This window comes from Reyranella massiliensis 521 (genome assembly GCF_000312425.1).
In the GTDB taxonomy this organism is placed as follows: Bacteria; Pseudomonadota; Alphaproteobacteria; order Reyranellales; family Reyranellaceae; genus Reyranella; species Reyranella massiliensis.
In genome coordinates this window covers 4,579,995-4,593,234 of record NZ_HE997181.1, presented here as the reverse complement: position 1 = coordinate 4,593,234, position 13,240 = coordinate 4,579,995, and the positions used below count along the sequence as shown (strand labels likewise).

The 13,240-nt window shown below is 67.4% G+C and carries 12 protein-coding genes; 5 read left to right on the top strand and 7 right to left on the bottom strand.

Annotated elements, in window-relative coordinates; translation table 11 throughout:
* Window positions 1-27: 27 nt before the first annotated feature.
* The 5 genes from BN60_RS22440 to BN60_RS22420 all read right to left on the bottom strand — a co-directional run bounded on the left by BN60_RS22440 (window position 28) and on the right by BN60_RS22420 (window position 7,653).
* Window positions 28-744 carry a pirin family protein gene (locus BN60_RS22440; RefSeq protein ID WP_020698404.1) on the bottom strand — a complete coding sequence of 239 codons (717 nt, stop codon included), beginning with the start codon at window positions 742-744 and terminating at the stop codon, window positions 28-30.
* Between the two features lie 81 nt (window positions 745-825).
* Window positions 826-2,919, bottom strand: coding sequence for a hypothetical protein (locus tag BN60_RS22435; RefSeq protein WP_020698403.1), 2,094 nt, complete (start codon window positions 2,917-2,919; stop codon window positions 826-828).
* A 2-nt stretch (window positions 2,920-2,921) separates the two neighbouring features.
* Window positions 2,922-5,708 (bottom strand): DUF4159 domain-containing protein, encoded by a 2,787-nt coding sequence (locus BN60_RS22430; RefSeq protein ID WP_020698402.1) that lies wholly within the window; start codon window positions 5,706-5,708, stop codon window positions 2,922-2,924.
* A 3-nt stretch (window positions 5,709-5,711) separates the two neighbouring features.
* Window positions 5,712-6,608, bottom strand: a complete 897-nt coding sequence (locus BN60_RS22425; RefSeq protein WP_020698401.1) for a DUF58 domain-containing protein — start codon at window positions 6,606-6,608, stop codon at window positions 5,712-5,714.
* 31 nt (window positions 6,609-6,639) lie between these two features.
* Window positions 6,640-7,653, bottom strand: a complete 1,014-nt coding sequence (locus BN60_RS22420; RefSeq protein WP_020698400.1) for an AAA family ATPase — start codon at window positions 7,651-7,653, stop codon at window positions 6,640-6,642.
* A gap of 177 nt (window positions 7,654-7,830) precedes the next feature.
* Here BN60_RS22420 and BN60_RS22415 point away from each other — a divergent pair, with 177 nt between their 5' ends.
* Genes BN60_RS22415 through BN60_RS22395 form a run of 5 tightly spaced genes read left to right on the top strand, consistent with a single transcriptional unit; the run spans window position 7,831 to window position 11,364 of the window.
* Window positions 7,831-8,346 carry a CoA pyrophosphatase gene (locus tag BN60_RS22415; protein WP_245539837.1) on the top strand — a complete coding sequence of 172 codons (516 nt, stop codon included), beginning with the start codon at window positions 7,831-7,833 and terminating at the stop codon, window positions 8,344-8,346.
* An 18-nt stretch (window positions 8,347-8,364) separates the two neighbouring features.
* On the top strand, window positions 8,365-8,598 hold the full coding sequence (locus BN60_RS22410) for a hypothetical protein (RefSeq protein ID WP_020698398.1): 234 nt from the start codon (window positions 8,365-8,367) through the stop codon (window positions 8,596-8,598).
* Between the two features lie 32 nt (window positions 8,599-8,630).
* Window positions 8,631-9,806: a CCA tRNA nucleotidyltransferase gene (locus BN60_RS22405; RefSeq protein WP_215905932.1), complete on the top strand. Its 1,176-nt coding sequence runs from the start codon at window positions 8,631-8,633 to the stop codon at window positions 9,804-9,806.
* Window positions 9,803-10,207 carry a hypothetical protein gene (locus BN60_RS22400; RefSeq protein ID WP_020698396.1) on the top strand — a complete coding sequence of 135 codons (405 nt, stop codon included), beginning with the start codon at window positions 9,803-9,805 and terminating at the stop codon, window positions 10,205-10,207. Before BN60_RS22405 ends, BN60_RS22400 begins: the two co-directional genes overlap by 4 nt.
* The gene (locus BN60_RS22395; RefSeq protein ID WP_020698395.1) at window positions 10,204-11,364 is read left to right on the top strand and encodes an AAA family ATPase; all 1,161 of its coding nucleotides are present in this window, start codon (window positions 10,204-10,206) and stop codon (window positions 11,362-11,364) included. Before BN60_RS22400 ends, BN60_RS22395 begins: the two co-directional genes overlap by 4 nt.
* A 3-nt stretch (window positions 11,365-11,367) precedes the next feature.
* Here BN60_RS22395 and BN60_RS22390 read toward each other — a convergent pair whose 3' ends face one another.
* Together BN60_RS22390 and BN60_RS22385 are read right to left on the bottom strand one after the other, a co-directional pair.
* Window positions 11,368-12,141, bottom strand: a complete 774-nt coding sequence (locus tag BN60_RS22390; protein WP_020698394.1) for a crotonase/enoyl-CoA hydratase family protein — start codon at window positions 12,139-12,141, stop codon at window positions 11,368-11,370.
* A 23-nt stretch (window positions 12,142-12,164) separates the two neighbouring features.
* Window positions 12,165-13,169 carry a Bug family tripartite tricarboxylate transporter substrate binding protein gene (locus BN60_RS22385; RefSeq protein ID WP_043284239.1) on the bottom strand — a complete coding sequence of 335 codons (1,005 nt, stop codon included), beginning with the start codon at window positions 13,167-13,169 and terminating at the stop codon, window positions 12,165-12,167.
* Window positions 13,170-13,240 lie beyond the last annotated feature (71 nt).

The window sequence follows — 13,240 nt, the reverse complement described above, 5'->3', positions numbered from 1 at the left end:
GGTCTCTAGCGTCAATTGTACCGACGCTCAGTTCAACCTGTCGGTTTCGACCAGCACAATCTCGGCATCCTCGAGCGCCGTGAGCTCGATTTCGTCCTGGTCGACGACAGCGACGCCATCGCGTGCATTGGCCGTCACGGGCTTTCCGTCGCTGCCCCGTACCTCGATCTTGCCCTTGGCCGGTACGAGGTAGGCGGGCTTGCCGCCGAGCTTCTGACGGATCGACTGGCCTGCCTTCAGGGTGCCTGCGAGCAACGAGCCATCGGCATAGAGCGGGATCGCTCCATCGTCGCCGCGCCCCGATGCCAGAGGCACCAGCCTGCCGTCGCGCCCGTCGGCCGGGAACTGTACGGTCTCCCAGCGTGCCGGTACGCCCTGCTTGTTAGGCAGGATCCAGATCTGGAACAGCTCGGTTTCGGCCTGCTCCATGTTGTACTCGGCGTGCTGAATGCCGTTGCCCGCGCTCATCACCTGGATCTGACCGGCTTCGGTCCGGCCCTCGTTGCCGAGGTGATCCTTGTGCGTGATCGCGCCTTTGATGACGTAGGTCACGATCTCCATGTCGCGATGCGGGTGCGGCGGAAAACCGGACTGCGGGGCAATGCGATCGTTGTTCCACACGCGCAGGGCGCCCCAATGGATACGCTCCGGGTTGCGGTATTCGGCAAAGCTGAAATGGAAGTTGGCGTTGAGCCAGCCGTGGTTCGACTTGCCGAGCTTCTCGAAAGGTCTGAGTTCGATCATGGTATTTACCTCTTGGGCCCAAAATGGCGCCACGAGGCAGGCGATCAAGTTTCGGGTTGGTAACGGCAGCTTCCGCCGTTCTCAGCGGCCTTCGCGCCACCAGGCGCTGCCGATGGCCAACAGGAAGGCCAGCGCCACGAGGATGCCGGGCAGCAGCGGCAGCTGGTTGATGCCGGCGACCGTGTAGCCTTCGTTGCGGCGCACGCCGATCCAGTCGGAACCGCCGGCGGCACGGCCGGGACGGACGGCGCGGATGTCGGGTTCGTTCTGGTCGCTGAGCCACATCAGGCCGCCATTGGTCGCCTCGACCAGCGGCTTGAGCTTGGCGTCGGTCGCCCGCACGTCGGAGAATTCCAGCGGGTCGGGGCTGCCCACGGCCGCGACGGTGCGCAACGTGCCGTCGTCGAAGCGATAGAGGCCAGGCTTGTCGACATCGACGACGGCAACGCCCAGACCCGGTGCGGCCTGGCGCAGATCCAGGGTCCGCGTCTCGCCGCCGTTCGGCGGCGTGCCGGGCATCGTCATCGCGACCTGCGGGAAGCTGTTGGCGAGCGTGCGGCGCGTCACTTCGATGCGACCGCCGACGGCCGTGGCGCGCAGGGCTTCTTCTTCGAGGTCGGGCTCCTTCATCAGCCAGTGGGCGACGCGGCGCACCAGCTCGGGCTGCGGCCCGCCGCCGTCGATGCCGCGATTCCACAGCCACAGGTGATCGGACATGAGCTGAGCCACGCGGCCTTCGCCGACGCGGTCTAGGATGACCAGCGGCCGGTCTTCGGCGCCTGCCAGTACGGCATTGCCGCGTTCGGTGCGGGACGTCACGAGACGGAACCAGCGGCCCCACTCGGGTTCCTTGTCGGGGGCGCCGGCCTGCGGCAGGTTCGCCGTTACCGGATGGCGCTGGCCGATATCGGTGACCTTCGGCTTGAACGGCGTTTCCAGCACGTCGCCCAACGGCGCCGCAGGCAGCACGGCGCCGAGCGGCGTGCGATAGAGCGAGCGCTGGGTGGCGAAGACCGGGCCGACCGACACCAGCAGCGCGCCGCCGCCCTTCACGTATTCGGCGATGTTGCGGAAGTAGTCGCGCGTGATCAGGTTCCCCGACTCGTAGCGGTCGAAGATGATCAGGTCGAATTCCTTCAGCTTCTGCTCGAACAGCTCGCGCATCGGGAAGACGATCAGCGAGAGTTCGCGCACCGGCGTGAAGTCATCCTTCTGCGGCGTGCGCAGAATGGTGAAATGCACGAGGTCGACGGCCGGATCGCTCTTCAGCAGGTTCCGCCATGCCCGCTCGCCCTGATAGGGCTCGCCCGACACTAGCAGCACGCGCAGGCGGTCGCGCACGCCGCTGATGGTGAAGAGGGCGCGGTTGTTGTCGAGCGTGAGCTCGTTCTGGCCTGCGCCGACTTCCAGCTCGACGACATTGGCGCCGGGATTGCCGACGGTGATCGGCAGCTCGACCGAGCGGCCGACCGGCACGTCGATGCGACGGACGACATCGCCGCCGACGGACAGCGTGACCGGCGCGGTGCCGCCGGCAGGATCCTCGATTCGGAACTTTGCGGTCACCTGGCGACCGACGACACCGAACCGCGGCGACTGTTCGAGCACGATCAACCGGTCGCGCTCGTTCTTCTTGCCGGCGATCAGCGCGTGCAGGGGCGCGCCGCCCAGCTCCGGCGGCACGCCGACCGGGACGTCGTGGACCTGGCCATCGCTCAACAGCACGACCGCCGCCAGCCGCTCCGGCGGAACCTCGACCAGCGCCGAGCGCATCGCCTCGATCAGGCGCGTACCGCCCGGCCGTTCGCTGCCGAGCTGGATGTGCGACGGCTGCAGCACCGTCTCGCGAATCTCGAGACCGTCCTGCTCGCCGAGTTTGCGCTTCAGGCTCTCGCGCGCCGCCTGGACCTGCTGGCGGCGTTCGCCAATGGTCATGGAGTCGCTGTCGTCGACCACGATCAGCGCCACGTCGGCGATCGGCTTGCGCTTTTCTTCGATCAACGACGGGTTTGCGAGCGCGGCCAGCACGACGACGAGCGAACCCAGCCGCCACAGGGTGCCACGCGCACCGGCCCGCAGGCCGAGCAGCAGCAGGACAAGGCCGATGCCGCCCAGAACGGCAAGCACCGTCCACGGCAGCAACGGATCGAAAGCGACGGAAACGGCCGAGGTCATGTTCATCGCCTTAACCTCTGCATGATGTCGGGCAGATGGACCTGATCGTCTTTGTAGTTGCCGGTGAGGGCGTGCATTACGAGGTTCACGCCGAAGCGGAAGGCCATCTCGCGCTGAGTCTCACCGCCCGGCGAGACAGGCATGACGCCGCGGCCACGCTGGTCGACCGCCCAGGCACCGGCATAGTCGTTGGAGCCGATCACGATCGTCGTGACGCCGTCGTTGACGCGACCGCTGCCGGCTTCGATCCAGAGCTTTCCGCCCTGCCAGCGGCCGGGCATGTCGGACAGAAGGTAGAAGGCCTTGGTCAGCACATGGTCCGGCGGCATTGCTTGCAATGGTGGCGTCTCGATGCCGGCCAGCAGGCGCTTGAGGTCGGGGTTGCCACCGGCGGGACGATCGAAGCTCAGGTGCTGGTCGCGCGTGTCGATGAAGATGATGCCGCCGGTCCGCAGGTAGCGGTCGAGGGCAGCCTGGGCGCGCGGCGACAGAGCGGGCTGCGTCGACGTCACGGGCCAGTAGATCAGCGGATAGAGTCGCGGCTCGTCGCGCTCCAGGTCGAGGCCGACCGGATCGGCCGGCTCGACGGACGTGCGGTTGCGCAGGATCTCGCTCAGACCTTCGAGCCCCGCCTTGCTGATGTCGTCGACTTCCTTGTCGCCCGTAACGATGTAGGCGAGCCGCATGTCGAGCGAGCCCTTGAGCGCCTGCTCCTCTGTGAGCGGCGGCGGGCCGGGCTTGTCCTGAGGCGTGGCCTGTGTCGCAGCCGGCCGCGGCGGTTGCGGCTGCTGCGCCTGGACGTCCGGCGCGCCGGCGAGCGTGGCCGCCAGCAACAGCGCTGCCGGAGCGGCACGGCCGATGCGGAGCGCGCGCGGCAGCAGGCCACGCAGCCACAATGAGATCAAAAGGTCGGCCAGCAGCAGAAGAAGCGCGCCCAGCAGGAACCAGCGCGACAGGTCCGTCTCTCCGCCTTCCGACAGCGTGTCGCTCGAGATGCCGCTCGGCAGCATGAGCGGCGTGGGTGCCGGGATGCGGCCGCCGATATTGAAGGCGACCTGTGCGTTCTCGTCGCCATACAGACCCGGCGGCGAGGTGGGCTTGGGCACGAACGTCTCGCCGGCGTCGGCGGGCAGCATCTGGATACCGGCCGGCGGCGCGCCGAGACGGCCGAAGCCATCGAGCGTACGCCACGGCTTCAGCGCCTTGTTCACGCCGTCGCCTGCAACGCCGCGCGACAAGGTCACCAGCCGCTGCAGCATGTTCACGAACAGGCCGGAGAGCGACATGTTGCTCCAGCCCGTATTCGCCGTGGTGTGGATCAGCACCAGATACCCCTGGCCACGCTTTTCGGCGGTGACCAGCGGCGTGCCGTCCGCCAGCCGCGCCCAGGTCTTGTCGGCGAGGTCGGGCGTCGGCTCGGCCAGCACCTGCTGGGAGATGCGCACGTCCTTCGGGATCGGGATGCCGAGGAAGGGGCTGTTGGCCGGGAATTCGGCGAGCGCACTCGGCTCGCCCCAGCTCATCACGCCGCCCAGCGCCCGATCGCCGAGGCGCAACGGCGTCGGCACGAGATTGTCGTTGCCCTGGGCGAGATTGGGGCCGGCGAAGCGTACGGCGACGCCGCCGCGTTCGATCCATTTGGCGATCTCTTCGCGGTCGTTGGCCGACGGCGCGGCACCATCGGGAATCAGCAGCACGGCCGTGTTGCGCGTCAGGACCGATTCGCGATCGCCGATGCTCAGGCTGACATAGGGATCGAGGGCGCGCTCGAGGAAGTAGATCTCCTGCAGGAGCGGCTGCCCGCCCGCTGTGGCCCGTTCGCCGAGAATGGCGACGGGTCGGCGGCGGTGACGTTCATCGAGCAGGATGGCACTGCCCGCGCCGCCCTGGGTCTCGATGTCGAGGCGCGCCATGCGGTTGCGCAACTCGGCCGGCGCGACCAGCACGCCTTCGCCTTCCGTCGCAGAGGCGGCGAAGTCGAGCTCGATGCGGGCGACGACGCGGCCATGCTCGTCCGAAGCCTGGATCGCCGTCTTGCGCGGCCCGTCGGCCACCGGGCGCAGTGCCTTCACCTTGAGGTCACGGCCTTCGGCAGCCGGCGGCAGGAGCAGCAGCGGCGTCGTGGCCTGATCGGGCAGCAACACCTGCAGGCCGTCGAAGCGGCGGAGCCGTTCGGTCAGGCGCGCCGTGCCTTTGTCTTCCAGCCCGTCGCTCAGCCAGACGACATAGGCGCCGGGATCGACCTGCTGCTGGTCGATGGCGGTGACGGCTGCCGCACGGTCGGTCGGCCAGGGCTTGGGGCGGAAGGCGCGCAGCAGGGTACGGGCCTCGTCCGGCCGCATCGCGCCGCGACGCAGCACCGGAGCATCGAGAGGGGCCGGCGCGGTTCCGATCAGCACGACGGGTCGGTTGGCGCGCTCGGCGCGCTGGATCAGGCGCTCGGCATGGGCGATGCGCGTCGCCCAACCCGGCGCCGATGACCAGCCGTCGTCGATCACCAGCATCAAGGGCCCACGGCCCGGCAACTCGGCCTGCGGGTTCAGAAGCGGCCGGGCGACCGCCAGGATCAGCGCGGCGGCGAGCAGAAGGCGCAGCAGCAGCAGCCACCATGGCATCTTCATCGGCGTCTGTTCGGCAGGCTCCAGACCGATCAGCAGGCGGATGGCCGGAAAGCGCACCAGCTTGGGCAGTGGCGGGATCAGCCGCAGCAGCCAGTAGATCACCGGCAGCGCCAGCAGCAGGGCCAGCATGCCGGGGGCGGCAAACGCGAAAGCGCCGAAGCTCAGCATGGTTCAGGTCGTCGTCAGCCGACGCAGGTCGGCCATGGCGAGGTAGAGGGAGAGCAGGACGGTCTGGGCCGGCCGGTCGGTGCGGTGCAGGTGCACCGTCCAGTTGGCGGGGCGGGCGAGGCGCTGCAGGCCCTCCCGTTGGGCGGCGAGGCGTGCACCGTAGGCCGTGCGCACCGTTTCGACGCGACGGATCGTGTGCTGGCCTTCGGCTTCCAGGCCCTCGAACTTCACGTGGCCATCGAAGGGCAGATCTTCCTCGGCGGGGTCGAGCACCTGCACGAGATGACCGCGCACGCCGGCGCTCGCATAGTAGCGAACGATGTCCTCGATCTTTTCCAGTGGGTCGAGCCAGTCGGAAACCAGCACGACAGTGCCATGCGCCGGAAGCGGCACCATCGGCGGCAGGCTGGGCGGCTGGCGATTGCCCTCGCGTGTCTCGTCGAACAGGGTTTCGGCGACGCGTCGGACGGCGATGCGGCCGGTGATCGGGCGCATACCAGTTCCCAGCACGGCGACCCGCTCGGCAGCGTCGGTCAGCAGGCTTGCGAGCGCGAGCGTGATCACCTCGGCGCGGACTGCCTTGGTGTCGAGGCCGCGCAGCGAGGCGTACTGCATGGACGGCGACCCATCGCGCCACAGCCACACGCTGGCGGCAGCCTCCCATTCGGTCTCGCGCACGAAGAGGTTGCGGCTGCGCGCGCTCTGGCGCCAGTCGATCTGGCTGGCGCTGTCGCCGTCGCGATACGGCCTGTACTGCCAGAAGGCATCGCCCTGGCCGACGCGACGCCGGCCGTGCACGCCCTGGATGACCGTCGCGGCGACGCGATCGGCCGCCACCATCAAGGCAGGCAGCGTTCCGGCGAGTTCCAGCGATCGGTTGAGGGTTGAAGGTGAGGCCATCGGCTCCCGCGGGGCAATGCTCAAGCCGGCATCAGGCCAGGCGGGCGCACATCTGGGCGATCACGGACTCCACGGTCACGCCTTCGGCGCGTGCGGAGAAATTCACGGCCATGCGATGACGCAGGATCGGGCCGGCCAGCGCCACCACGTCGTCGACCGACGGTGCGAGACGGCCCTGGATGATGGCGCGCGCGCGGCAGGCCAGCATGAAGGCCTGGCTGGCGCGGGGGCCGGGCCCCCAGGCAACGCGCTGGCGGACAATGTCGAGGTCGGTGTGCTCGGGCCGGCCGGCACGGACCAGCTTCAGGATGGCGTCGACGACGCTCTCGCCGATCGGCAGGCGGCGGACCAGCGATTGCGCGGCCATCAGGTCGGCCGGCGTCAATGCCTGCACCGGCGTCGCTTGGACCGCGCCGGTCGTGCCGATCATGATCTGGCGTTCCGCCGCCTCGTCGGGGTAGCCGACGTCGATCTGCAGCAGGAAGCGGTCGAGCTGCGCTTCGGGCAGCGGATAGGTGCCTTCCTGTTCGAGCGGGTTCTGTGTCGCCAGCACATGGAACGGCGCCGGCAGGTCGTAGCGCTTGCCGGCCACGGTGACGTGCTTCTCCTGCATGCTCTGCAGCAGGGCCGACTGTGTGCGCGGGCTGGCGCGGTTGATCTCGTCCGCCATCAGGAGCTGGGCGAAGACCGGGCCTTGCACAAAGCGGAAGGAGCGGCGGCCGGCATCGGTCTCTTCGAGTACTTCCGAGCCCAGAATGTCGGCCGGCATCAGGTCGGGCGTGAACTGGATGCGTTTGGCATCCATGCCGAGCACGACGCCCAGCGTGTCGACCAGCTTCGTCTTGGCGAGGCCCGGGACACCGATCAGCAACAGGTGGCCGCCCGAGAGCAGCGCAACCAGCGTTTGATCGATGACGTCCTGCTGGCCATATATGACCTGACCGATGGCGGCGCGGGCGGCACGGAGTTGTCCGCCCAACCGCTCGATATCGGCGAGGGCGGCCTGGGCGTCAGCGTCGGTAGCAGTGGATGTGTCGGGGGCCACCAGGGCGCTCCTGTCGTCGAAGGAATATAGTTGAGGGAAGCCCAGAATTGAGGCCGGAACAAGGGCATGACAGTTGACGAAATTGTGCGGCGGGTCGGTGAGCGCAGCCGACGCTTGGCATCTGGATTGCCCGTCCTCCAACCACCGCTCGGCAGCGACTTCTCCCTAAGTGGCGTAGTGCCATTGCCGGAGGTCTGGCGGCCGGCGGCCGTCCTGGTGCCGCTGGTGCGCCGCGATGCGGGACTGACGGTACTGCTGACCCAGCGCACCGAAGACATGCCGAGCCATGCCGGCCAAATCGCCTTTCCCGGCGGCCGCCGTCAGGCTGAAGATCCCGACGAGATTGCGACCGCCCTGCGGGAAACCGAGGAGGAAGTAGGACTCACCCGCGATTTCATCGAGGTGATCGGGTCCATGGACCACTATCGCACCGGGACGGGGTACGAGATCACGCCGATCGTCGGCATCGTCACGCCGGGATTCACGGCCCGTGCAGATCCGCGCGAGGTCGCCGACGTCTTCGAGGTGCCGCTCGACCATTTCCTCGACGAGCGCAATCACCGCATCGACAGCCGGGTCTGGCAGGGGCGAGAACGACGCTACTACGCCATGCCGTACGGCGAACGCTACATCTGGGGCGCGACGGCCGGTATGCTGAAGAACCTGCAATTCGTGCTGACTGCTGCGGATTGACGTAGGACTGGAGCCGTCATGCGCATCGTTCTCCTGGTCCTGGGCCTCGTGCTGGCGCCGACCATTGCCTTCTTTCTTTGGGCATGGGGCGTGAAGATCAAGCAGGAGCGGCGACTCGCCGGCACCCTGCCGTCCTGGCAGGACCTGCCGATGACCTGGCTCGGCATCGTGGGCTTCATCTGCGCGATCATCGGCTTCATCGTCATGTTCTTCACCCAGAACCAGGGTTACGGCGGGCTCTTCGCGCCATGAAGCCGTCCGGTCGTCTCGAGGCTGCGCCGTGGATGAACGACCCGGCTGTGCGGACCCTGTTTGCCGCGCTCGATCAGGCGAGCATCGTCGCCCGCTTCGTCGGGGGCTGCGTGCGCAACAGCGTGCTTGGCCGCGCCATCGACGACTACGATCTGGCGGTTTCGCACAAGCCGGACGTCGTGATGCGCGCCCTGGAAGCGGCGAAGGTCAAGGTCGTGCCGACCGGCATCAAGCACGGGACGGTGACGGCAGTGATCGATGGCCGGCCGTTCGAGCTCACGACCCTGCGGCGCGATGTCGAGACCGATGGTCGCCGCGCCGTCGTCGCCTTCACCGACGACTGGCTGGAAGATGCCGGCCGTCGCGACTTTACCTTCAATGCGCTTTACGCCGACCGCGACGGCACGCTCTACGATCCGTTCGACGGTCGTCGCGATCTCGCCCAAGCGCGCGTGCGTTTCATCGGTGATGCCGAAATCCGCATTGCCGAGGACCGGCTGCGCGTGCTGCGCTTCTTTCGTTTCCATGCCTGGTACGGCAAGCCGCCCTTCGACGCGGCGAGCTTCGATGCCTGCCGTCGCAATGCCGGTTCTCTGCGCGGCCTCTCGGCAGAGCGCGTGTCCAAGGAATTGCTGCGTCTCCTCAAGGCGCCGGATCCAGCAGATACGATTGCCGCGATGGTCGAAGCGGCCATCCTCGATCAATGGCTGCCGGAATGTGTGGGAGCCGCCCGCCTGCGCGTCTTGATCGCGCGCGAGGACAAGCCCGATCCGTTGCGCCGGCTGGCCGCGATCCTGCCTCCGGGCGCCGATGCGACAGCCATCGGCAAGCGACTGAAACTCTCGACACAGGAATCGTTACGGCTCGACGTGATGCTCGCTTCCGAACCCGCAATCGACATCACGGGCGGTCCCAAGGCCTGGCGCGCCGGGATCTACCGCCTGGGCGGCGGCCTCTACGCCGACCGCTTGCTCCTGGCGACAGAGGCGCCGGGCGACTGGCAAGCAGCACTTGCGATGGCGCGTACTTGGACGCCGCCGGAACTGCCGGTAAGCGGCGGCGATGCGCTGAAGCTCGGTCTGAAACCCGGCCCTCGTGTCGGTGCGCTGATCGAAGCGGTGGAGCAGTGGTGGATCGCAGGCGACTTCACCGCAGACCGCGCAGCCTGCCTCGCTGAACTTGAGCGCCTTGTCCGGGCATTGTCGTGATTCGTCCCGGCCTGACCTTCGTGCTGTGGCTCGCGATCGCGGCCGTCGTCGTGTTGAACGATCTGGTCGGCGACACCTGGATCGCGGCGGCGCTCTCGGTGCGTGCGGTCGAGTGGTACAAGGTGCTGATACCGGCGCCTTACGTTCTGATGATGGCCATCATCCACGCGCGGCGTACCGCGGGACCGAACTGGTTCGAGGCGGCATGCCTTGCGGCGCTGTTGTGGCCGACCTCGACGGTGCTGGTCGACTTTCTCTATGCACGCCTGACCTACGATGAAGAGCCTGCGGTCTTCCTCGATCGCTTCGCTTTCTGGTGGGGTGCGCCCTATCTTCTGCTGGTGCTCCTGCTGTGCGCCGCACCCTTGATCGCCGGCAAGGTCTTCGCGCGCCGTCGATGAACAGCATCGCGCGGCTCTGCATCTCGGGCTACCGCTCCCTGCGCGATGTGCGCCTGGAGCTGGGGCCGCTCACGGTCGTCAGTGGCGCGAACGGCAGCGGAAAATCCAGCCTCTATCGCGCGCTTCGGCTGCTGGCCGATGTTGCGCAGGGGCGGATCATCCAGTCGCTCGCCATCGAAGGCGGTCTGCCATCGGCGCTGTGGGCCGGACCCGAGGCTTTCTCCCGCGCCATGAAAGCGGGCAATCAGCCAGTCCAAGGTCTGGTGCGCAAAGCTCCGGTCAGCCTGAAGCTGGGTTTCGCTTCTGAAGAGTACGGCTATGCCATCGATCTCGGCGTTCCAATCCCGGTGCCGAGATCGCGCTTTGGCCGCGATCCCGAGATCAAGTCGGAGGCCCTGTGGACCGGACTTGTTCTCGGCCGCGCCAACGTCTTTGCGCAGCGCAAGGGTCCGTATGTGAGCCTGCGTGACCAGGAGGGAAGCTGGCGGGCGGCCTACGACAAGCTTGCGCCCTACGACAGCATGCTGACCCATTGCAGCAATCCCGACGATGGCGCGGAACTGCTGCTGTTGCGCGAGCATATGCGCGCCTGGCGGTTCTACGATCACTTCCGCACCGACAGCGAGGCACCGGCGCGGCGGCCTCAGATCGGCACGCGCACGCCGGTGCTGGCGGCCGACGGCGCCGACCTTGCGGCCGCCATCGCGACGATTCAGGAAGTTGGCGCGAACGACGAACTCGATGCAGCGATCGCGGACGCCTTTCCCGGCGGCTCGATCGACGTTCGCGATGCCGGCGGGCTCTTCGAGATCGAGATGAACCAGCACGGGCTGCTGCGCTCGCTCCGGACCTCCGAACTCTCGGATGGGACCTTGCGCTATCTTCTGCTGGTCGCGGCTCTACTGTCGCCGCGGCCGTCGCCGTTGATGATTCTCAACGAGCCGGAGACCAGCCTGCATCCCGATCTGCTGGCACCGCTCGCTCGCCTGATCGCCAAGGCGTCTAAGCATTCCCAGGTTATCGTCGTCTCGCACGCGGCCGCTCTGGTCACTGCCTTGCACAAGGCGGGCGCGCACCAGATCGTCCTTACGAAGAAACTGGGCGAGACGGTCGTTTCCGAGGATGAACGACCGGCCTGGAACTGGCCGGCGCGCTGACCGCTATTGGCGGACGGCCTCGCCATGGCGGCCGACGCCCTGCACGAAGCGTCCTGCACCGGCTTGGAAGCCCTGCGCGAAGGCGGCCTTGCTGCCTTCGATCTCGAGGCGAATGGCAGCGTCTTCTGGCAGGTCCCACTGTTTGATCAGCGACTCGCGGTCAGAAAGCATGGCGATCTGCGGCAGGCCGGCGAGCTCGTGCGCCAGTCGTTCGGCTTCCTGACGCGCTTCGCCTGCCTTCACGAGGCGATTCACCAAGCCGATAGCGTGCGCTTCCTTGGCGTCGACGGCGCGGCCCGTCAGCATCATGTCGAGCGCGCGGCTCTGGCCGATCAGGCGGGGCAGGCGCACCGTGCAGCCGTTGGGCATCGGCCCGCCATAGCGACGGCAGAACACGCCGAAGACTGCCGTCTCGTCGGCAACGCGCAGGTCGCACCAGACGGCCAATGCGAGGCCCGCGGCGACCGCGTGACCCGACACGCCGGCGATGACCGGCTTCTTCAGCATGCGTTGGGTGACGCCCTTGTCGTCGCCCGCCCAGCAGAAGCCGAGCGCCGCGCCGCTTGCCAGCTCCTTGAGATCGGCGCCGGCGCAGAAGTAGTCGCCCTGGCCGGTGAGAACGGCCACCTTGGCTTCGTTGTCCGCCTCGAAAGCCATGAAGGCGTCATGCAACGCCTTCACCGTCGCGACCGTGCAAGCATTTCGTGCCGCCGGCCGGTTGATGATCACCGTCGTCACCGGGCCGTTGCGCTCGACCAGAACGTCATTGCTTGTCATGTCGCGGTTCCTCGTAAGGGCTGTCAGTTCACGTCGAGCTTCAGCCCTTCCTTGTCGATCACGCCTTTCCACTGCGCGATCTGGGCGGTGACGAACTGGGCGAACTGCTCGGGTGTGCCGTAGGCCGGCGTGCTTGCCATCAACGCGATGCGCTCCTTGGTCTTCGGGCTGTCCAGCCAGACCTTCATCTGGGCATTGAGCGAATCGACGATCGGCTTCGGTGTGCCGGCCGGCAGAAAGACACCGAACCAGGTCGAGACGTCGAACGGCTTCAGCTCCGGCATGGTCTCGCAAATCGGCACCAGCTCAGGCGCCACAGGATTGCGCTGCGCCGAGGTCAGGCCCAACGCCCTGAGCTTGCCTGCGCGGATGAACTCGATGGATGTGGTGAGATTGTCGAAGAAGAACTGGGTGACGCCCGCCGTCAGATCGGCGAGCGCCGGCGCGGCGCCACGGTAGGGGATGTGTTCGGCCTTGGTGCCGGTGAGCTGGAGGAACCAGGCAGCGCTGAGATGCGGCGACTGGCCGGTGCCGGACGAGGCATAGGAGGCTTTGCCATTCTGCGCTTTGAGCCAGGCGACGAACTCGGGAATGGTCTTGGCCGGCACCGATGGGTGAAGGACCAGCACGTTTGGGGCGGTGATGGCGTTCGACACCGGGATCAGGCTCGCCGGCGTATAGGGCATGTTGCGGTAGAGCGAATAGGCGATCGCCTGCGGGCCGATATTGCCCATCAGGATCGTGGTGCCGTCGGGCTTCGACTTCACCACTTCGGTCGAGCCGATCACGCCACCGGCGCCCGACTTGTTGTCGACGACACAGGACTGGCCCCAGGCTTCCTGGAGATGGGCGGCCAGCAGGCGGCCCATGATGTCCGTGCCGCCGCCCGGCGCTGCAGGAACGACGACGCGCACACTTTGAGTCGGCGTCCAGGCAGCCTGCGCACGCGAACTGGTGGGCAACAACGCGGCAGCCGGCAAAGCGCTGGCTGCGACCAAGGCCGCACGACGTGTAAGGTGACGAGTCATTGATATCCTCCCTTTGTCATCTTTTCGTTTTCGTTGCTCTTCTCATGCGCCGGTCAAGGCGACATGGCACG

What these genes read in the sequence shown, in the direction of transcription:
- BN60_RS22425 (WP_020698401.1), bottom strand. Translation starts at nt 6,608, where the DNA reads ATGGCCTCACCTTCAACCCTCAACCGATCGCTGGAACTCGCCGGAACG.
- BN60_RS22430 (WP_020698402.1), bottom strand. Translation starts at nt 5,708, where the DNA reads ATGCTGAGCTTCGGCGCTTTCGCGTTTGCCGCCCCCGGCATGCTGGCC.
- BN60_RS22395 (WP_020698395.1), top strand. Translation starts at nt 10,204, where the DNA reads ATGAACAGCATCGCGCGGCTCTGCATCTCGGGCTACCGCTCCCTGCGC.
- BN60_RS22410 (WP_020698398.1), top strand. Translation starts at nt 8,365, where the DNA reads ATGCGCATCGTTCTCCTGGTCCTGGGCCTCGTGCTGGCGCCGACCATT.
- BN60_RS22440 (WP_020698404.1), bottom strand. Translation starts at nt 744, where the DNA reads ATGATCGAACTCAGACCTTTCGAGAAGCTCGGCAAGTCGAACCACGGC.
- BN60_RS22385 (WP_043284239.1), bottom strand. Translation starts at nt 13,169, where the DNA reads ATGACTCGTCACCTTACACGTCGTGCGGCCTTGGTCGCAGCCAGCGCT.
- BN60_RS22435 (WP_020698403.1), bottom strand. Translation starts at nt 2,919, where the DNA reads ATGACCTCGGCCGTTTCCGTCGCTTTCGATCCGTTGCTGCCGTGGACG.
- BN60_RS22390 (WP_020698394.1), bottom strand. Translation starts at nt 12,141, where the DNA reads ATGACAAGCAATGACGTTCTGGTCGAGCGCAACGGCCCGGTGACGACG.
- BN60_RS22405 (WP_215905932.1), top strand. Translation starts at nt 8,631, where the DNA reads ATGAACGACCCGGCTGTGCGGACCCTGTTTGCCGCGCTCGATCAGGCG.